The organism is Stenotrophomonas veracruzanensis (assembly GCF_032911525.1).
GTDB lineage: Bacteria > Pseudomonadota > Gammaproteobacteria > Xanthomonadales > Xanthomonadaceae > Stenotrophomonas > Stenotrophomonas africana.
This window is the reverse complement of sequence record NZ_JAWJTI010000003.1, coordinates 247322-266042: the sequence shown is the minus strand read 5'-3', so window position 1 is coordinate 266042 and position 18721 is coordinate 247322. Positions and strand designations below refer to the sequence as shown.

Here is an 18721-nt window from a genome sequence, read left to right as displayed (position 1 = left end):
GCATGCTTCACCCCGTACCAAGCGCGCTGGCACTGGCGCTGGCAGCCTTCCTGGCTGCCGGCCCGGCACTGGCAGAAACCGCCACCTCCGCGCCCGCCACGGCGCCGCCTTCCACCAGCGGCGATACCGAAGCCAGCAATAATTTCAGCATTGTCCGTTACCGCGCCGACTACCAGGTGCGGCCGGATGCGGGCAATGTGCAGACCGAAACCTACGAAGTCCTGCTCAAGACCAAGGCCTCCGTCGAGCAGTTCAGCCAGGTGCGGCTGAGCTACAGCGAGAAGATGGAGACGCTGGAAGTGCTCGGCGCCTACACCATCACCGCCGATGGCCAGCGCCGCGACGTCCCCGCCGACCGCATCTATACCCAGGAGAGCTACTCCAGCGCCTCGGCGGCAATGTATGCCGACCGCAAGGTGCGGGTGATCGTGTTCCCGAACCTGGCCCCGGGCACGCGCCTGTACTACCAGGTGCGCCGCACCCAGGCTACGCCGTACTTCCCGGGCTATTTCGGCCTGTGGGAGACCTTCAACGTCTTCACCGAGTACGAGGACGCCGAGGTCACCCTGAGTGCGCCGGCCAACCTGCCGATGTTCGTCGACAGCCGCGGCGTGCAGGGCAGCGATCGGCCCACGGTGAAGAACGGCCAGGCGCAGTGGCGCTGGCGCTACCAGCGGCGCGAAGCCATGCCGGCACAGAACTGGTCGGCGGCGGGCTGGGAGTTCGGCCCGAACATCATGGCCAGCACCTATCGTGACTGGTCGCAGATGGGGCGCGCCTACCAGCTCAAGGCCGGCCCGGCCGCGCAGGTCACACCGGAACTGCAGGCGCTGGCAGACGAAATCACGACTGGCATCAGCGACCGTCGCGAGCAGGCTGACGCGCTGTACCGCTGGGTGGCGCAGAACATCCGTTATGTGGCGGTGTACCTGGGCAATGGCGGCCTGGAGCCGAACAGCGCGCAGAGCATCCTCGACAACCACTACGGCGACTGCAAGGACCATGTGACGATCCTCGAGGCGCTGCTGGCGGCCAAGGGCATCGCCAGCTCGCCGGTGCTGATCGGTGCGGGCGGTGGCCCGACGCTGCCGAAGATTCCGGTGCTGGGCCGCTTCAACCACGCCATCACCTATATTCCCGAGTTCGATCTGTACCTGGATTCGACCACGGCGTGGGCGCGCTTCGGGCAGTTGCCGGAAGGTGACCTGGGCGCCCCGGTGATGCGTACCCGTGACGCCACGCTGGCGCGTACCCCGGCCAACACGCCGGAGCGCAATGCCACCTCGATGGACGTGCGTTTCACCTTCGACGCCAACGGCAACCTGCGCGGCGAGACGATCCCGAAGCTGGGCGAGAACGCCGAGATCGGCATGCGCGCCCAGTTCTCCCAGCTCAATGCGCAGAACCGTGCGCGCGCTGAAGAGCAGATCATGGCCGCGTCCGGTTTCGACGGGCGAGGGCAGCTGCAGATCCAGGGCGTTCCGGTCGACCTGACCCGGCCGTTCGGCTACCGCATGGCGTTCCAGGCCGAGGACTACGCCGACTTCAGCGTGGCCGGCGGCATGGCCGTGCCGGACCCGCCGGGCGGCGAATCGGTGCGCGGCCTGTACGCGACCGCCTCGGCGCCGGCCAACGAGACGCCGTTCTACTGCAATGCCAGCCTGCGTGAGGAGACCTACCGCCTGCAGTTCCCGGCCAACGCGCCGATCATCGCTATCCCGGCCAGCCAGCGTTTCGCGAATGCCGCCGGTGAGTACCGGGTGGACTGGAGTCGCGAAGGCCAGGACGTGATCGTGCACCACCGCTTGCAGCAGAACGCGGTGCGTGGGCCGGAGGCGTTGTGCCAGCCGCAGGACTATCCGGCGTTCCGCGCGCTGTACCGCGAAGTGCGGCGCGGCTTCCGTGGCCAGGTGCTGTACGGCAAGCTGCCGGCATCCGGCGGCTGAATCGCCGATGGACGTTCAGGGCGGCATAATGTCGCCCTGATCGCCCATTCATCTTTCCCCGGGCACACTGGCAACCACCTTTCCTGGCGCCCGCGCCCACAGGATTCCCGCATGAACTTCCGCTTCCGCCGTTTCCTTGCCACCACCACCCTGGCCGTGGCCTGCGCCTCCGCTGGCAGCGCCTGGGCTGGCGCCCGCGATGACCTGAAGTCCTTCACCAGTGGCTTGAAGGGCCTGGATGGCCAGTTCAGCCAGCAGGTGTTCGACAGCCGTGGCAAGGTGAAGGAATCGACCAGTGGCCGTGTGGCGCTGTCGGCGCCGCGCCTGTTCCGCTGGGAGTACGTGCGCCCGCACGAACAGCTGATCGTGGCTGATGGCAAGAAGGTCTGGATGTACGAGCCGGACCTGGAACAGGCCACCGTGCGCGAGCAGGGCAAGGAAGAGCAGAACAGCCCGCTGACCGCGCTGATCAACCCGGCGCTGCTGGAACAGCAGTACGACGTCAGTGAAGAGGCCGCGCAGCGCGATGGCCTGCAGTGGCTGTCGCTGTCGCCGAAGCGCGAGACCGAAGCCAGCTTCCAGTACGCCGCGCTGGGCTTCAATGCCCAGGGTCTGGCCAAGATGGAAATCACCGATGCGGTCGGCCAGCGTACCGTGATCAGCTTCAGTGGCTGGAAGCGCAACCCGGGCTTTGCCGCCGGCACCTTCAGCTTCACCCCGCCGAAGGGCACCGACGTCATCGGTAATTGATTGCGGTCGCTGGGCATGGCCCGGCGCTACCTGCCCTGGTGGGTGTCAACCGGCACCGCCTTGGCGGGTGTCAACCTTCTGCTCCGGTGGGTGTCAACCTTGGTTGACACGCTTTTGATCTGCCGGCCAGCGGCCGGCACTGCCCGATCATGGCCCGGCGCTGGTGGGTGCCAACCTTGGTTGGCACGCGCTCGCGGTACAATGACCGCGTGCCAAGACATCGCTCCACTTCATTCCCCGGCCCCGATCTGCTGAGTGTTGATCGGGAGCACATGCGCCCGCTGGCCGAGCGCATGCGCCCGCGCACCCTCGACGAAATGGTCGGGCAGAAGCGCCTGCTGGCGCCGGACAGTGCCCTGCGTCGCGCGGTCGAATCCGGTCGCGTGCACTCGATGATCCTGTGGGGGCCGCCGGGCTGCGGCAAGACCACGCTGGCGCTGCTGCTGGCCGAATATTCCGACGCCGAATTCCGCGCCATCTCCGCCGTGCTGTCCGGTCTGCCGGAAGTGCGCCAGGTGCTGGCCGAGGCCGCGCAGCGCTTCGCCGAAGGCCGCCGCACCGTGCTGTTCGTGGACGAGGTACACCGCTTCAACAAGGCGCAGCAGGATGCGTTCCTGCCGCACATTGAACGCGGCACCATCCTGTTCGTCGGCGCCACCACCGAGAACCCGTCCTTCGAGCTGAACTCGGCGCTGCTGTCGCGTTGCCGCGTGCATGTGCTGGAAGGCGTTTCGCCGACCGACATCGTCGAGGCGCTGGAACGTGCGCTGGGTGATCGCGAGCGCGGCCTGGGCGAAGAGGGCATTGAGGTCGCTCCCGAACTGCTGCTGGAAATCGCCAGCGCCGCCGATGGTGACGTGCGTCGTGCGCTGACCCTGTTGGAAATCGCCGCCGAGCTGGCGGGCGGGGAGGGCGGTCGCATCACCCCGCAGACCCTGACCCAGGTGCTGGCCGACCGTACCCGTCGCTTCGACAAGGGCGGCGAGCAGTTCTACGACCAGATCTCGGCGCTGCACAAGTCGGTACGCAGTTCCAACCCGGATGCCGCGCTGTACTGGCTGACCCGCATGCTCGATGGTGGCTGCGATCCGTCTTACCTGGCGCGGCGACTGACCCGCATGGCGATTGAGGATATCGGCCTGGCCGATCCGCGCGCGCAGAGCATGGCGCTGGAAGCCTGGGACATCTACGAGCGGCTGGGCAGCCCGGAAGGCGAGCTGGCGTTCGCCCAGCTGGTGCTCTACCTGGCCAGCACCGCCAAGTCGAATGCCGGCTATGCGGCCTTCAACCAGGCCAAGGCCGACGTGCGCGAGAGCGGTACCGAAGAAGTGCCGCTGCACCTGCGCAATGCGCCGACCAAGCTGATGAAAGAGCTGGGCTACGGCGCCGAGTACCAGTACGACCATGATGCCGAAGGCGGTATCGCACTGGACCAGACCGGTTTCCCCGATGCGATGGGTGAGCGCGTGTACTACAACCCGGTGCCGCGCGGGCTGGAGATCAAGTTGAAGGAAAAACTGGATCGGCTGCGCGCGGAGCGTGAGGCCGCGCGAGCCGCGAAGGGCCGCTGACCCGGCTTCTGTAGAGTCGAGCCATGCTCGACTGCTTTTCGCAGCACCTCACGGCTCCCGACAGCCGAGCATGGCTCGGCGCTACATTGTCCCCGGCGCCGGTCTTTGGCACACTGCGCGGCTACTTTTTCAAGGATTGATGCCGTGCAGGAAATGATTCTGCCGTTGAAGCGCTACGCCCAGTTCGAGGGTCGCGCCAACCGCCGCGAGTACTGGATGTACCAGCTGTTCCTGTTCCTGGTCGCAACGGCAGTGATGCTGCTGGCCGGCGTGCTGGCGATCCTTCTGCGCAACAGTGCCGATGCGCTGGCCGGCATCCTGATCGGCATGGTGGTACTGCTGTGTGTGATGTGGCTGGTCACGATCGTGCCGCTGATCGCGGTGACCGTACGCCGCCTGCATGACTGCAACCAGTCGGGCTGGCTGTTCCTGTTGGCGCTGGTGCCAGGCGGCGGGATCGTGATCATGATCTTCTCGTTGCTGCCGGGCACGCCGCAGGAGAACGTTTATGGTCCGGTGCCTTCGGGGCCGTGACGTTGCGTGAATCGAGCATGGCTCGACGCTACAGAGGCAAAGAAAAGAAGCCGGCATCTTGCCGGCTTCATCTTTACTTGATGGTGCAATCGCCGAAGGACAGGTAATCGGTGCCCGAGCTGAACTGCAGCGTGCAGCTGGCGGTGAAGGTTGCGCCTTCTTCCAGTGCGCCCAGCCTGGCGGCCTGCTGTTCATCGTCCGTGGTCAGCCGGGCCATGACATTGCCCTGGTCATCGCCGGCCTCGATCAGCGGCTCGCCCGCCAGGTTGCTGGAAACGCTCAGTGCTACGGCACTGAAGGTCACCGTCTGGTTGAGTTGGTCCATGCCCAGTGACGAATTACCGGCCTCTTCAAAGGCCTGGTAGAGCGTTGGCAGGTCCTGCGCGGCGTGGGCGGCCAGCGGGGCGAGCAGGCCGAGGGCAAGGGCGATCAGTGCGTTGTGCTTCAAGGGTTCTCACAATCATGGGATCCAATCCCATGGCGGTTGTGTACAGATGAACGCGACCCGGATGGCGGCAAGTACCCGCCATCCATGGCTGCGCTGGAAGCGGGGCGATCCAATGCCCCGATGGGCGGCAAAATAGGGGAAGTGCCGCCCCTTGCGCAACCCGGGCATGCGCGCGCGTGATACACAGCGTGACGTTTGATCGATGTGATAATCATTCGCGTTTAAGGTAGACTGCGGTCCCTTGTGAACCGGCGGCCCTGGGCCGCTTCTGCCGCCGCTGATGAAGCATTTCGTCCTTCCTACGCGCCGTGGTCCGCTGGCCCGCGGCCTGGCCGCCTTGATGATGGGTCTGCTCCTGGCCACCCCGTACGCCCATGCGCAGCAGCGCAATCCGCTGCAGAAGATCGGCCACACCGTGCTCGACGAGCCAGCGGCCAGCTATCGCTTCGAGCATTTCGTGGTGGACAGCCCCGACCAGCAACGCCGCTGGCGGGTGAATGTGGCCATTCCCGCCAAGGCCGGCAAGGCGCCGCTGCCGGTGCTGTACGCGTTGGACGGCAACGCCGTCGCCATGGTGCTGGACCAGCCGTTGCTGGCCGAACTGGCCGCGCGCAAGGCGCCACCGGTGCTGGTGCTGATCGGCTACGACAATGACCTGCGCATTGATTCCAAGGCGCGCACCCGCGACTACACCGCATGGATCGATCGCGCCGACGATGAAAGCGGAATAACCCAGGCGGTCGGCGGTGGTGCCGCAGCCTTCCTGGATGTGATCGAACGCCGCATCAAGCCGGAAGTCGAGCGTCGCGCACGCGTCGATATGCAGCAGCAAGCGCTGTGGGGTCACTCGCTGGGCGGGCTGTTCGTACTCAACGCGCTCTACACCCGCCCCGCCGCCTTCCAGTCCTATCTGGCGGCCAGCCCGTCGCTGTGGTGGAGCCAGGGCGCGGCACTGGGCGATCCGGAACAGCAGTTCGTGCAGAACGTGCACGGCCAGCCGGCAAAGCTCTGGCTGATGCTGGGCGGTGCCGAGCGTGTCGGCGATCGCGGCAAGCGCGACATGAACAATCCGCGCGTGGTCGCACACCTGCGCCGCATCGGTGGCGCCACCCCGGATGCAGCGATGCAGCTGTCCGAACGGCTGGGCAAGGTGCCGGGCCTGAGCGTGCAGTACCGCGAGTTCGACGGCCTCGGTCACGGCCCGATGCTGCCGGCTTCCTTCCACGCTGCGCTGCATGAGCTGTACGGCGTGACTGACCGCAGCGCCGGTGACGGCGCGTCCAATGGCGGTGACAACGCCGCCGAATGAATCCCTCGCACGCGATGCCGTGCGACCCCACTACCCAGGCGAGACTGCCGACGTGCAGCGGCCCAGGCAACCGATGAATCCCGCGCCACGTGGCGCGGCCTACGTGTGCAAGGAGCCTGCCATGTTGTTCCGTCCGTCTTTCCGTCTTACCTCTCTTGCCGCCGGTCTGTTGCTGGCGGTGACCGCCACCGCGCAGCCGGTGTTCGATCAGCCGGCCAACGCCACCTTCAAGGGTGAGGTCGTCTCACGCGGTGAGAACGTGGTTCCTGGCAGCACGGCCGACGTGGTCGGTCGCGGTTTCGTGCCGGGTCAGATGGTCAGCCTGCTGCGTGGCGACAGCGTGCTCAACACGCAGCCGCTGGTGGTCGATGCCGATGGCAACTTCAAGACCCAGCTGAGCATTCCGACCGACGCGGTGCCGGGCACCCATCCGGTGGTGGTGCGCGCCAGCCAACCGGCTGCGGCCACGGTGCTGAAGCTGCGCGTGTCGCCGCAGCTGCCGCTGTCTGGTCAGGCGCAGTTCGCCACCCAGTCCAGCAAGCTGGTGCCGGGCCTGTACCAGTCTGCCTACAGCGCCGCCAGCAACGCGGTGTTCGTGACCTCGGCCGTGGGCCGCCCGCCGGTAACCCAGTCGCAGCTGCTGAAGCTGGACCCGACGTCGCTGAAGGTGACCAGGGCGATCACCCCGGCGCAGGTGCCGGGCAGCACCAACGGTGCGGTGTACGCGGTCTACGGTGTGGGCGTGGATGACACCAACGGCAACGTCTGGGTGACCAACACCCGCCAGAACTCCATCGCCGTCTATCGCCAGAAGGACCTGTCGCTGGTCCATCAGTTCCCGGTCGACACCGTGCCGCACGCGCGCGACGTGGTGGTTGATGGCACCCACGGCAAGGTGTTCGCATCGGCCACGGGTGAAGACCACCTGTCAGTGTTCGATGCCAAGACCCTCAAGGAGCTGCCGGCGGTGACGCTGGAATCCGGCGTGGATGACGGCAAGTTCACCCCGATGAGCCTGGTGCTGGACGAAAAGGCCGGCAAGCTGTTCACCGTCAGCATCGGCACCCCGGAAGCGGCGGTGATCGATGTGACCAGCGGCAAGGTCGAGAAGGTCATCGACCTGGGCAACTCGATCAGTGCGTCGGGCGTGGCCTTCGACGCAGCGCGCAACCGCCTGTACGTCGCCTCGCAGGGCACTGACAACCTGCTGATCGTCGATGTGGCCGCCGGCAAGGTGCTGCACGACGTGCCGGTTGGCGCCGGTGCGCTGAACGTCGCCTTCGATGATGCCTCCGGCCTGGCCTACGTCAGCAACCGTGGCGCTGGCACGGTCACCGTTGTGGATGGTGACGGCAAGGTGGTCGCCAATCTTGATGGCGGCACGCTGCCGAATCATGTCCGCGCCGACGGCAAGGGCAACGTGTTCGCGGTGAACAAGTCGCGCGGCGCCGAAGACCCGAAGGGTGACCGTATCACCCGCATCACCCCGAAGCAGTAAGTCACAGGGCAGGGCGGCGTGCGCTTCGCCCTGCCAGCAAGGAGAACAAGCATGAACATCGCGTCCCGTCTGCGCCTGTGTGCGCTTCCGTTGGCTGTTTCACTGGCGCTGTCTGCCTGTAGCGGTTCGTCGACGCCGCCTGATGGCCAGAAGGCCGCCCAGCCGCCCGCCGCAACGACCACTGCGGAAACCGCATTGCCGGCAGGCTGGCAGCGCGTGGCCGGCGCCGAAGTGCCGGCCGTCCATGACCAGAAGGCAGTGCTGCCGGCCAAGGTGCATTCCGACGATGGTGCTGACATTGAAGTGACCGACACCCGTAGGATCATCGCCGGTGGCGACGACGTCATCGCGGTGATCGAGGCGTTGGGGCTGGGCAAGCAGGTGTTCGCGGCGCCGACCAATACCACCACCCAGGCCGGCCTGGCCGCGCCGCACCAATTCCTGTTCAACCGAACCACTGGCGTGGAGGGCGTGTTGAGCCTGCAGGGCTCGCTGTTCCTCGGCAACAGCCTGCGCCGCCACACCGAGCTGGCCAAAAAGCTGCGCGAAGTGGGCGAGCCGGCGGTGGTCATCGATGACCTGCAGCCGGCGCCGGACAAGGTGCGCAAGGTTGCCGCCGCACTAGGGCTGGCCGAAGCAGGGCAAACACTGGCCACGCAGGTGCAGCGTCAGCTCGACGAGGCTGCAGCGATTGGCAAGGGCCTGGGCCATGCGCCACGACTGATCCACGTGTCGGCCACCGGCGCCGGTGGCTCACCGACTGTTGCCGGTGCCGACAGCGCCTCGGCGCAGCTGATCGCGCTGGCTGGCGGCGTCAACATCGGCACCGAAGCGGGGGTGAAGAACTACTCGCAGCTCAGCAATGAAGGCGTGGTCGCCGCGGCGCCGGAGGTGATCCTGGTGACCGAGCATGACCTGAAGCTGTTCGGCGGTGCCGAGGGTCTGTGGAAGGCGTACCCGACGCTGAAGCAGACCCCGGCCGGGCAAGCCAACCGGGTCTGGGTGATGCCGGATGTGCAGCTGAAGTACACCAGTGTCGGTTCCGGTGCTGGCGCGCTGGCGCTGGCCAAGGCCCTGGCGGGGTTGCCGAAGGCATGAGTCCGGCGGATCGGCGCCGCCGTCGCGGGCGGGCGATGTTGATGGTGGCGTTGCTGGCACTGCTGGGGGCAGTGCTGGCCTCGTTCGCCGTGGGCCCGCTGCGGCTGCCGCCGCTGGAGGTGATGCAGGCATTGGCGGTGAAGCTGGGCCTGCTCGATCCGCAGGCGGTCAGCAGCCGTGATCTGGCGGTGGTCTGGCAGCTGCGCATTCCGCGCGCCCTGCTGGGTGCGATGGTCGGTGCGTCGCTGGCGATGGCCGGTGCCAGTCTGCAGGGCCTGTTCGGTAACCCGCTGGCCGATCCCGGTATCGTCGGTGTCAGCCAGGGTGCTGCGCTGGGTGCGGTGGCTGCCATTGTTCTCGGCGCTGCGGGCGCAGCCGGTTGGCTGGTGCCGGTGGCCGCCTTCGCCGGCGGCGCGCTGGCGATCGGCCTGACCTACGCGCTGGCGCGGCCCGGCAAAGGCAGTGGCAACGCCACGCTGCTGCTGGTCGGCATCGCGATGGCGGCGTTCTGCTCGGCGCTGATCGGTTTCCTTACTTACATCGCCAGCGAAAGCGAACTGCAGTCGCTGGTGTTCTGGCAGATGGGCTCGCTGGCGCGCGCCAACTGGGCCGACGTGGCCGCGGTGGTGCCACTGTTTGCGATCGGCGTGTTCGCGTTGCAGCGGTTGGCCACGCCGCTGGACATGCTGGCGCTCGGCGAACGCCAGGCACAGCACCTCGGGCTGGATGTCACCCGCACGCGTCGCCGTCTGGTGGCGTTCAGTGCGCTGCTGGTGGGCGCGGCGGTGGCGTTTGCCGGTTCGATCAGTTTCGTCGGCCTGGTGGTGCCGCACGTAGCGCGCCTGCTGGTCGGCCCTGGTCATCGCTGGTTGCTGCCGTTGTCCGGGCTGCTCGGTGCGCTGCTGATCGTGGTGGCCGACACCGCCGCGCGCACATTGGATCCGCCGGCGGAGATTCCGCTGGGCCTGTTCTCGGCCGCGCTGGGTGCGCCGTTCTTCCTCTGGCTGGTGCTGCAGCAGCGCCGCAAGGCCGCGCCATGAGCGTGCTGCTGAAGCTGCATGAGGTGGTGGTACGCCGCCAGCAGCGCGAGATCCTGCACGGCATCTCGCTGGCGTTCGAACCGGGTACGGTCACCGCACTGGTTGGCCCGAATGGCGCGGGCAAGTCCACGTTGTTGGCGGTCGCCGCCGGTGACCTGCGCGCTGACGCGGGCGAAGTCAGTCTGCTGGGCCGGCCGCTGACCAGCTACAAGGCCGGGCCACTGGCGCGCGAGCGCGCGGTGATGCCGCAGGAGCACGGCGTGCGCTTCGCGTTCAGTGTGGAAGAAGTGGTGGCGATGGGGCGGCTGCCGCATCCGCCGGATCCAGCCGTGGACGACGCCCAGGTGGAAGCGGCAATCGATGCCGCCGAACTGCAGGCCCTGCGCCTGCGCGAGGTGCAGCAGCTGTCCGGTGGCGAGTCCGCCCGCACCACGTTCGCGCGCGTGCTGGCGCAGGACACGCCGTTGCTGCTGCTGGATGAGCCGACCGCCGCGCTGGATCTGCGCCACCAGGAGCGCACGCTGCGCAGTGTGCGCGCCTGTGCCGAGGCCGGCGCGTGCGTGATCGTAGTGCTGCACGACCTCAATCTGGCCGCGGGCTATGCCGATCGCATCGTGCTGCTGGAGCAGGGCAGGGTGGCGGCTGATGGCACGCCGCTGCAGGTGCTGACCGAAGACAACCTGCAGCAGGTCTACCAGCAGGATGTGGTGGTGCTGGAGCACCCGCGGCGTGGGGTGCCGTTGGTGGTGGTGACCTGAGAGCCCAGCCGTTCTGCGCGGCGACGTATCATGTGCAGTTCGTTTTCTTCAATGGACTGACACAATGATCCGTACCCTCACGCGCTGCGCGCTTCTGTCTGCACTGGTCGCCTCCGTGTGCGCCGCAAACACGGCGTCGGCCGCCTCGGTCTCCCTGGTCAAGGCCGCCGACCGGGCTTCGCTGATCGAGAGCCGGCATTCGGCCGGCGAGGGTGCGCCGGCGGTTCCGGTAACGACCCGCTACTTCGCCAATGACGAAATGCTCATCAGCTGGGATGACCAGCAGGTATTGATGCTGTGCAAAGAGGCGGTGTACCTGAAGATTCCTGCGGGCAAGGCCGGTGCCGGCGCGTTGGCGCCCGAGACGCGGCAGATGATTGCCTATCAGGCACTGATGTCCGGAATGGGGTCGCTGGCAGCCGTGGCCGAAGCGGCGGGCGATTCCGTGGAGGTAGGCGACGACGGCAGTGAAACCCGTCGCGTGGGTGAGAGCAGCTGGGCCTACGGTGTGGAGCGCTATGACGTCACCACTCAGCGCATGGCCGATGGCGCGCTGCGGGTTCGGACGGCCAAGACCGAGACCGTGAACAACGCCAAGCCGGCGTCGCCGGATGACATGTTCAGTACCGAAGATGATCAGGCGGCCCGTCTGTCCGAGTTGGCGCCGGTCGGCAGCTGGACGGAGGTAGTGATCCACGGTGGCCCGCGTCAGGCGCAGGTGGATCCGGCGATGTCGTTGAAGGGATGGATCCCGATGGAGGACGACCAGGCGACGACAGTGGCCGAGGCTCGCAGGTTGCATGAGTGCAGGTGAGGCCTTGCAGCTGTCAGATCCCTTTGCCTGTGGCAAAGGAATCTGACCTGACGCAGGCTGGCCTCATCGTTCCATTTTTGTGTGCAATATTCACTTGCGCGCCAGATTGGCAGGTCTAGAATGCGCACCATGAACCGGATGCCGCTCCTGAAGTTTTTCACCCTGACCCGCGCGAGCGCGGAACGGGCGTGTCTGCCTGGAGCCCCACGACGCCGTTGAAGCGGCCATCGCTGGACCTTCGACAGAGCGCCCTTCGGGGCGCTCTTTTCGTTTTTGTTTCTTGTTAGTCGACTAACAGTCGACTCTACCTACTCGACGCTACCCAGTACTGCGAAGGAGAACGTGCCATGCACCAGATCACCGAAACCGAACGCTAGCCGCGCACCCTGTCGCCAACCGGGGTGTGCGGCCCCTGAAGTTGGCTTTGCAGGAACCTTTCTCATGAACACCCAAGTCCTTTCCCGCCGTCGCAACCTTGGCATCATTGCCCACATCGACGCCGGCAAAACCACGCTGACCGAACGCCTGCTGTGGAAAAGCGGCGAAATCCACCGCGTCGGCGAAGTGCACGACGGCAATGCGACCACCGATTTCTCGGCGATCGAACGCGAGCGCGGCATCACCATCGGCGCTGCCGCCGTTCAGGCACAGTGGGCGCCGCGTGACCTGCCGCCGCATCGGCTGACCCTGATCGACACCCCCGGCCACATCGACTTCGCGATCGAAGTCGAGCGTTCACTGCGCGTGCTCGACGGCGCGGTGGCCGTGTTCTCGGCCGTGGACGGCGTGCAGCCGCAGTCCGAGACGGTGTGGCGCCAGGCGCGTCGCCATCGCGTGCCGCTGATCGCCTTCGTCAACAAGATGGACCGCGTCGGCGCGTCGTTCGAGCGCGTGCTGGAGCAGCTGCAGGACAAACTGCAGGCGCGGCCGTGGGCGCTGGGCGTGCCGCTGGGCAGCGAAAGCGGCTTCAACGGCTGGGTCGATCTGGTCGATGAGCGCGTGCTGCAGTGGCAGGACGGCGCGGCAGCGACGGTTACCCCGTGGGACGACGCGGCGCGGGCCCAGTGGCAAGCCCAACGCGATGCGCTGGTCGAGGCCGTGGCCGATCATGACGAGCAACTGGCCGATGCCTGGCTGGCAGGTTGCGTGATCGATGCCGGGATGCTGCGTGCGGCGATCCGCCGGGCGACGCTGGCGGGTGCGGGCGTGCCTGTGCTGGCCGGTGCTGCGTTCAAGGACAAGGGTATCGAGACGCTGCTGGACGCCGTGGTCGATTACCTGCCGTCGCCGCTGGATCGTCCTGCCGTCAGCGCCGAAAGCGATGAGGGCGAGGTGGTGCTGCCGCCGGATCCGGAGGGTCCGCTGGCCGGCCTGCTGTTCAAGATCACCCACCAGCAGCACGGCGCGCTGAGCTTCGTGCGGCTGTACTCGGGCACCTTGAAGGTGGGCGACACCGTGGCCAGTTCGCAGCATCCGCAGGGACGGCGCGTCAGCCGCCTGGTGCGGGTGCAGGCTGACCAGACCCACGACATCGAACAGGCGGTTGCCGGTGACATCGTCGCGGTACTGGGCTGGAAGGATGCGGTCAGTGGTGAAACGCTGAGTGGCCGTGTGCAGCCGCTACGCCTGGAGAACATCCAGGCCCAGGCGCCGGTGCTGGCCTGGCGGTTGGAGCCGGCGCGTGCGGCCGACCTGATCCGGATGGCCCAAGGCTTGGCCAGCCTGGCCCAGGAAGATCCCTCGTTCCGCGTCGAAACCGATCGCGACACGGCGGAGACCCTGATCTGGGGCATGGGCGAGCTGCACCTGGAGGTGATGGTCGAGCGCCTGCGCAGTGAATGGAAGGTTGATGTGGGCGTAGGTGCGCCGCGCGTGGCCTACCAGGAGACGCCGATGCGTGCGATGACCGGTGTGGTCGGGCGGCTGGTCAAGCAGACCGGCGGCCAGGGTCAGTTCGCGCACGTGGTGCTGGATGTCTCGCCGCGCGAGGACGACCAGGTGGTGTTCAACGACCGCATCGTGGGTGGCGTGGTGCCGCGCAGCTTCATCGCCGCGGTGGAGAAGGGTGTACGTGCTGCGCTGTCGGAAGGGCCGCAGGGTCATCCGGTCGTCGGTATCGAGGTCAGTCTTGTCGATGGCCAGACCCATGCCAAGGACTCTTCGGAGATGGCGTTCCATCGCGCGGGTGCCGAGGCGATCAAGGCGGCGCTGGCCGAAGGTGGCACGCAGCTGCTGGAACCGGTGATGGCGGTGACGGTGCACTCGCCGTCGGCGTCGGTGGGCGATGTGGTCGGCGATCTCAACCGACGCCACGGCCGTATTGCCCGTATCGAGGACCAGGACGGTCGTGCCGAGGTCAGTGGTTTCGCACCGCTGGCGCAGCTGGTGGGTTACACCACCTCGCTGCGTTCGCTCAGCCAGGGGCGGGCGAGCAGCGAGGCGCACCTGCACGGCTACGAGCCGGTACGTGCTGCATGAGGAAGGAGAGGGGAGCCCGTTCGCGGGCTCCTTTTTTTGTGGCCGGAGCCGTACATCCACACATGGCGTGGATGCGGCCCTCGGGATGCGATTTTTTGCACTGCATCGCAACAAAACTGCAGAAAAAGCTGGATTAAAGTGATGCCTCACGATAAATTGCGCACCCCCCGTTGCTCGCCGCCGCCCGCACCCCTCTCATGCGTGATGACAAAGACCCCGGAACCCTGGAGCTGACCCTGCCGCGAAAGCGCGGGCGTCCGCCCAAGTTCGGGTACGCCATGAGTGACGCGCAGCGGGCGGCGCGGTACCGCGCACGCCGGGCAGGGCAGGCCAACCATGCCGATGTGCGTTCCTGTTCGGACATGGTGCTGCTGGACAAGATCCGCGCTGCGGTCAGCGCGCGCGACACCGAACTGGCCGGATTCCTGGTTCATGTCCTCTGGCAGCGCTACCCCCTGCAGCTGAAATAGGCCGTCGGTGGGGTGGCCGTTGTCATCGAGCTTGTTGATAATGCGGGATTCAGGTTGTTCCCGCTGGCGCGCCCGGGATGGCAGGCGCGCATGATCGAATGGTTCCCAAGATGACCACCACCAGCGACACCACCACCGAAGCGGCGCCGAGCGGCGCCCCCCTGTTCTACACCCGTCCGGTGCCGCTGCAGGCCGATGTGCACGCCGATCTGCGCATCCTGCCGGGCAGGCTCGAGTTTGCTGCTGGCAACAACGCCATTCCGCTGGTGCTCGGTGAGTTCTCGCTGGCGCTGCACCACTTCCCGATCCTGTTCGCTGGCCCGACCGCCGTGCCGATGGCCGCCGTCGGTGTTTCCGACCAGAACCTGTTCATCAAGGACGGCCTGTGGGAAGACGAGGCCTACATCCCGGCCTACCTGCGTCGCCATCCCTTCATCTTCATCGACACCGGTGCGGACAACGACTTCCTGCTGGGCATCGACGAAGAGAGCTCGCGCGTGGTCAAGGGCGGTGACGAAGGCCAGCCGCTGTTCGTGGACGGCAAGGCCACCGAGATGGTGCAGCAGGCGCTGGAGTTCTGCGGCCAGTACACCCGCGAGCACGAACAGACCCAGGCCTTCTCCAAGGCCCTGATCGACAACGGCCTGCTGGTCGAGCGCAATGCTACCGTGCGCACCCCGGATGGCCGCGAGTTCAATCTCAACGGCTTCCTGGTCGTGGACGTCGAGAAGTTCGTGGCGCTGCCGGAAGCGACTGTGATCGAGTGGCACCGCAGCGGCTGGCTGGCCCTGATCCACCAGCACCTGATGTCGCTGGGCCGTTTCAACGATCTGACCCGTCGTCAGGTCGAGCGTCTGGCGGCCTGATCAGTCAGGCGGCATGGCTTCCGTACTACGGGAGCCATGCCAGCACTGCAGTACCTGCAGCAGACGCCGCACCTCGGCCCAGTCGGGTGCGGCGTCGTTCCCGAGCTCCCATAGATCGGCCGCGATTCCGACCTGACCGGTTGCACCGCAGAACTGCAGCGTGCCCTGCAGGCGGTGCGCATGATGGCGCAATGCCGTCGCATCGCATTCTTCGGTGGCCCGCGCGATGCTCAGCAGCTCGCCGTTGATGTCGTCCAGATACGCCTGATCCAGTGGCGCCACGGTGTCCAGAGTCGTTCCCCCGGCCGCTGGCGGCAGCTCGAGTGCCTGCAGCAGCTGCCCGATCTGCAAGGGCTTGGCCAGGACCGCATGGAAACCTGCATCGCGGCAGCGGGCCCGATGCCTGCGGCCTGTCCGGGCAGACAGCGCAATCAGTCGCGGCGACGTGCCGGGCTGTCTGCGCAGCTGACGGGCCAGCGTGTAGCCATCCATGCCCTGCAGGCCGATGTCCACCAGCACGATCCGTCGTGGGTACCGGACCTGCTCGGCCAGCGCATCGGCAGCGTCGGCCAAGGCATGCACGCCGGCCCCGAGGCGACGCAGTTGCTCGGCGATGATCTGGCGGTTCATTGCGTGATCTTCGACCAGCAACAATTCCAGGCCGGAAAGTGGCAGACCGAAGGGGGGGCGCTCCGCTGGCGGCACGCCGGTCTTCGCGATCCGTGCCGGCAATCGCAGGGTAAACCGGCTGCCGCGACCGGGCACGCTGTGCAGGGTCAGTGTGCCGCGCATGGCGTGCGCCAGTTCCCGGGCGATAGCGAGGCCCAAGCCGCTGCCGCCGCGCACCTGCCCATCCTTGCCCTGCTGGAACGGTTGGAACAAGCGTGCAGCCTGCCTGGCATCGATGCCGATGCCGCTGTCGATCACATCGATCAGCAGTTCCTGCGGATCGATAGCGGGCCGCAGCTGTACGCGCAGATCAATCCCGCCGATATCGGTGAACTTCACCGCGTTGGCCAGCAGGTTGTCGACAATCTGCCGCAGGCCTTCGGGATCGAGGATGACCGCGGGTGCTCGCTCTGGGATGGCTTCGAAGCGCAGCTCCAGCCCCTTCAGCAGCGCCTGTGGGCGGATGGCGTCCAGCGACTGCCGGCAGAGCAGAAGCACATCGCAGGGCTGTGCGAGCGGTATGAATCCGCCCTCGGCCAGACGCGCGAATTCCAACGAGCGATTCAACATGCCGCGCAACGCATGGCCAGCCGCCTTGGCGGCGGCAAGTAGTTCGCGCTGCTGCGTGGGCGTGGGCGATTGGCCGAGTAGATCGATCGAGGCGAGCACGACCTGGGCCGAATTGCGTATCTCGTGGCTGATCACACCCGCTGCGCGTGCCTGCTTGCGCGGGTCACGGTCCCGCTGCGGGTGCCGCGAAAGCCAGAGCACGGGAAGTCCGGCCAGCAGGGCAAGCGCGGCCAACAGCCAGGCCTGGGGCGGCATGCGCATCCAGCCGATCACCTCATCGGCCTGGGCCGGAAGTATCTGCAATGCCCAGAGCTGCAGCAGGCCGGCATGCTCTTCCAGTGTGATGTCGTGCAGGGCCTGGTCGATGCGCGCCAGCAATTGCTGGTCCTCCCGGCGGACCAGCAGGCGCATGTCGGTGGAGAATCCCATCTGGAACGGCTGCACCTGCAACGTGCTGGCGAAGTGTTGCCGGATCATCGGTTGCAGTGTGGTTTCCACTCCGATAGCAACATCGGCCATGCCGGCCTCCACGGCGGACAGGGTGGCATGGCGATCAGGCAGGTGCAGCAGCGGGACCCGCGGGTGATGGGCGGCCAGCCATTCGGCATACGGCCCGCCGTTGACCACCGCCAGTGTGCGGCCGTGCAGTTGTGTGATGTCGTGTGGCAATCGGTCATCCGTGCGCCCGGCCAGCAGGGTCCGGCCGCCGCGGAAGGGGGCGGAGGACGCTAGGTGGTTGCAGGGCTGCCGCGGATGCCCGGCCGCCCCGACCACCAGCACGAGGTCGGCGTCGCCACGGCATACGGCGTGCAGTGATGCGTCGGTACTGGGGTAGGGGTGCTCCTTGAACTGCAATCCGGAGTGTCGTGCCACGAGATCGGCGTAGCCGTGCGCGAGGGTGGGCAACGATGCCGTATCCGCCAGGCCTGCTGGCAATGGACGCAGCGACGGAGCGGTGGCGACGCGCACCTCGCGACCGGGCGGCCACCGATGCGACTGCGCGTCCTCGGCCGAAGCGGCCGGCAGCAGAAGCAGTGCCAGCAGCAGGAGGAAGGGGGCAAGCCGGCGGGGAGGATCGCGCCGCTTCACGGGGCGTCCTGCGAGCGCCGCATGGCGTAGATTTCGGCATCGTTGCGCAGCCCGAGCTTGCGCAGGACGGCGACCTTCTGCGTGCTGACGGTCTTGACGCTGCGGTGGCGGTGCCGCGCGATCTCGGAGACGGTCAGGCCCGTCAGCAACAGGTCCAGTACCTCGCGCTCGTTGCGGCTGAGCTCAGCGTAGTCCGCCGGAACGGAGTAGTCGGGTGGCAGCCGCTCCAGCCCCTGTGAAACACGAATGATTGCTTCGGACAGCATGGGAAGGGGCTCGGTTTTGCTGACGACGCCACTGATGCCTGCCATGAGCAGGTGGTGGAGACGAGTGCAGGGGGAGAGGGTGGCGAAGGCGAGCAGCGGTGTCTCCGGGAATGCCGCGCGCAGCAGGGGGATCAGTTCTGCGCTGCTGCGGTCGCCACGCGCCAGCGTCAGATCGATGACGGCGACATCCACCCGCGTCTGTTGCAGCGTCTGGATGAAGGCATCGCTGTGCCCATGGCTGGCGATGATCCTGAAGCGGGCGTCCTGTGACAGGTGCAGGGCAGTGCCACGACGGACGATTTCATGGTCGTCCAGGAGCGCAAGGCGCAGTCGGCGCGGTGCGGGATGTCCTTTCATGCGCAGGGAGGTGATCGGCGCCCGGGGGCGTGGCGATCATTCTGGCGCTGGCGCCCTGCTGATCATCGAATCTGCAGGTTTTTTGCGATTATTCCTAAGAATCGATGGATTGTGACCATCGATTCGCACCGATTGATTGAACTGATGGATCGCCAGGCCAGCATCAAGCGATTCGCGGGCAGCAGGTAGG

General features: G+C 66.8%; 16 protein-coding genes. 13 read left to right on the top strand and 3 right to left on the bottom strand.

What is annotated here, in order from left to right; all coding sequences use genetic code 11:
• Positions 1 to 2: 2 nt before the first annotated feature.
• The 4 genes from R1H25_RS04600 (at position 3) to R1H25_RS04585 (ending at position 4801) form a co-directional block, all read left to right on the top strand.
• Positions 3 to 1946 (top strand): DUF3857 domain-containing protein, encoded by a 1944-nt coding sequence (locus tag R1H25_RS04600; protein WP_317222881.1) that lies wholly within the window; start codon positions 3 to 5, stop codon positions 1944 to 1946.
• A gap of 111 nt (positions 1947 to 2057) precedes the next feature.
• A complete protein-coding gene (gene lolA / locus R1H25_RS04595) occupies positions 2058 to 2696 on the top strand; it encodes an outer membrane lipoprotein chaperone LolA (protein WP_317222880.1) in 639 nt (212 codons plus the stop codon).
• Positions 2697 to 2968: 272 nt separating this feature from the next.
• The gene (locus R1H25_RS04590) at positions 2969 to 4267 is read left to right on the top strand and encodes a replication-associated recombination protein A (protein WP_317222879.1); all 1299 of its coding nucleotides are present in this window, start codon (positions 2969 to 2971) and stop codon (positions 4265 to 4267) included.
• A gap of 144 nt (positions 4268 to 4411) precedes the next feature.
• On the top strand, positions 4412 to 4801 hold the full coding sequence (locus R1H25_RS04585; protein ID WP_010485830.1) for a DUF805 domain-containing protein: 390 nt from the start codon (positions 4412 to 4414) through the stop codon (positions 4799 to 4801).
• A gap of 73 nt (positions 4802 to 4874) precedes the next feature.
• On the opposite strand, the gene R1H25_RS04580 is transcribed toward R1H25_RS04585, so the two are convergent.
• Positions 4875 to 5249 (bottom strand): hypothetical protein, encoded by a 375-nt coding sequence (locus R1H25_RS04580; protein WP_317222878.1) that lies wholly within the window; start codon positions 5247 to 5249, stop codon positions 4875 to 4877.
• A 280-nt stretch (positions 5250 to 5529) separates the two neighbouring features.
• Between R1H25_RS04580 and R1H25_RS04575 the strand changes: the two genes are divergently transcribed.
• The 9 genes from R1H25_RS04575 (at position 5530) to R1H25_RS04535 (ending at position 15580) form a co-directional block, all read left to right on the top strand.
• Positions 5530 to 6558 (top strand): alpha/beta hydrolase-fold protein, encoded by a 1029-nt coding sequence (locus tag R1H25_RS04575; protein ID WP_317222877.1) that lies wholly within the window; start codon positions 5530 to 5532, stop codon positions 6556 to 6558.
• 121 nt (positions 6559 to 6679) lie between these two features.
• Positions 6680 to 8056 carry a YncE family protein gene (locus tag R1H25_RS04570; RefSeq protein WP_317222876.1) on the top strand — a complete coding sequence of 459 codons (1377 nt, stop codon included), beginning with the start codon at positions 6680 to 6682 and terminating at the stop codon, positions 8054 to 8056.
• A 51-nt stretch (positions 8057 to 8107) separates the two neighbouring features.
• Positions 8108 to 9154, top strand: a complete 1047-nt coding sequence (locus R1H25_RS04565) for an ABC transporter substrate-binding protein (RefSeq protein ID WP_317222875.1) — start codon at positions 8108 to 8110, stop codon at positions 9152 to 9154.
• Positions 9151 to 10194 (top strand): iron ABC transporter permease, encoded by a 1044-nt coding sequence (locus R1H25_RS04560; protein WP_049449512.1) that lies wholly within the window; start codon positions 9151 to 9153, stop codon positions 10192 to 10194. The genes R1H25_RS04565 and R1H25_RS04560 overlap by 4 nt, the downstream gene beginning before the upstream one ends.
• Complete coding sequence (locus R1H25_RS04555) at positions 10191 to 10952, top strand: heme ABC transporter ATP-binding protein (RefSeq protein WP_317222874.1); 762 nt, start codon at positions 10191 to 10193, stop codon at positions 10950 to 10952. The genes R1H25_RS04560 and R1H25_RS04555 overlap by 4 nt, the downstream gene beginning before the upstream one ends.
• Before the next feature lie 64 nt (positions 10953 to 11016).
• Positions 11017 to 11766: a hypothetical protein gene (locus tag R1H25_RS04550; RefSeq protein ID WP_317222873.1), complete on the top strand. Its 750-nt coding sequence runs from the start codon at positions 11017 to 11019 to the stop codon at positions 11764 to 11766.
• A gap of 441 nt (positions 11767 to 12207) precedes the next feature.
• Positions 12208 to 14244, top strand: coding sequence for an elongation factor G (gene fusA, locus R1H25_RS04545; RefSeq protein ID WP_317222872.1), 2037 nt, complete (start codon positions 12208 to 12210; stop codon positions 14242 to 14244).
• 197 nt (positions 14245 to 14441) lie between these two features.
• A complete protein-coding gene (locus R1H25_RS04540) occupies positions 14442 to 14714 on the top strand; it encodes a hypothetical protein (protein ID WP_005409616.1) in 273 nt (90 codons plus the stop codon).
• Between the two features lie 110 nt (positions 14715 to 14824).
• Positions 14825 to 15580 (top strand): SapC family protein, encoded by a 756-nt coding sequence (locus R1H25_RS04535; RefSeq protein WP_099589547.1) that lies wholly within the window; start codon positions 14825 to 14827, stop codon positions 15578 to 15580.
• Here the strand turns inward: R1H25_RS04535 and R1H25_RS04530 are convergent, their stop codons facing one another.
• Entirely contained in the window at positions 15581 to 17908 is a 2328-nt protein-coding gene (locus R1H25_RS04530; protein WP_317222871.1) for an ATP-binding protein, read from the bottom strand.
• A complete protein-coding gene (locus R1H25_RS04525) occupies positions 17905 to 18531 on the bottom strand; it encodes a response regulator transcription factor (protein ID WP_154349035.1) in 627 nt (208 codons plus the stop codon). Before R1H25_RS04525 ends, R1H25_RS04530 begins: the two co-directional genes overlap by 4 nt.
• Positions 18532 to 18721 lie beyond the last annotated feature (190 nt).

Coding starts and splice junctions, on each gene's coding strand:
- R1H25_RS04550 (WP_317222873.1), top strand. CDS start 11,017: ATGATCCGTACCCTCACGCGCTGCGCGCTTCTGTCTGCACTGGTCGCC.
- R1H25_RS04565 (WP_317222875.1), top strand. CDS start 8,108: ATGAACATCGCGTCCCGTCTGCGCCTGTGTGCGCTTCCGTTGGCTGTT.
- R1H25_RS04590 (WP_317222879.1), top strand. CDS start 2,969: ATGCGCCCGCTGGCCGAGCGCATGCGCCCGCGCACCCTCGACGAAATG.
- R1H25_RS04560 (WP_049449512.1), top strand. CDS start 9,151: ATGAGTCCGGCGGATCGGCGCCGCCGTCGCGGGCGGGCGATGTTGATG.
- R1H25_RS04535 (WP_099589547.1), top strand. CDS start 14,825: ATGACCACCACCAGCGACACCACCACCGAAGCGGCGCCGAGCGGCGCC.
- R1H25_RS04540 (WP_005409616.1), top strand. CDS start 14,442: ATGCGTGATGACAAAGACCCCGGAACCCTGGAGCTGACCCTGCCGCGA.
- fusA (WP_317222872.1), top strand. CDS start 12,208: ATGAACACCCAAGTCCTTTCCCGCCGTCGCAACCTTGGCATCATTGCC.
- R1H25_RS04555 (WP_317222874.1), top strand. CDS start 10,191: ATGAGCGTGCTGCTGAAGCTGCATGAGGTGGTGGTACGCCGCCAGCAG.
- R1H25_RS04575 (WP_317222877.1), top strand. CDS start 5,530: ATGAAGCATTTCGTCCTTCCTACGCGCCGTGGTCCGCTGGCCCGCGGC.
- R1H25_RS04525 (WP_154349035.1), bottom strand. CDS start 18,531: ATGAAAGGACATCCCGCACCGCGCCGACTGCGCCTTGCGCTCCTGGAC.
- R1H25_RS04600 (WP_317222881.1), top strand. CDS start 3: ATGCTTCACCCCGTACCAAGCGCGCTGGCACTGGCGCTGGCAGCCTTC.
- lolA (WP_317222880.1), top strand. CDS start 2,058: ATGAACTTCCGCTTCCGCCGTTTCCTTGCCACCACCACCCTGGCCGTG.
- R1H25_RS04570 (WP_317222876.1), top strand. CDS start 6,680: ATGTTGTTCCGTCCGTCTTTCCGTCTTACCTCTCTTGCCGCCGGTCTG.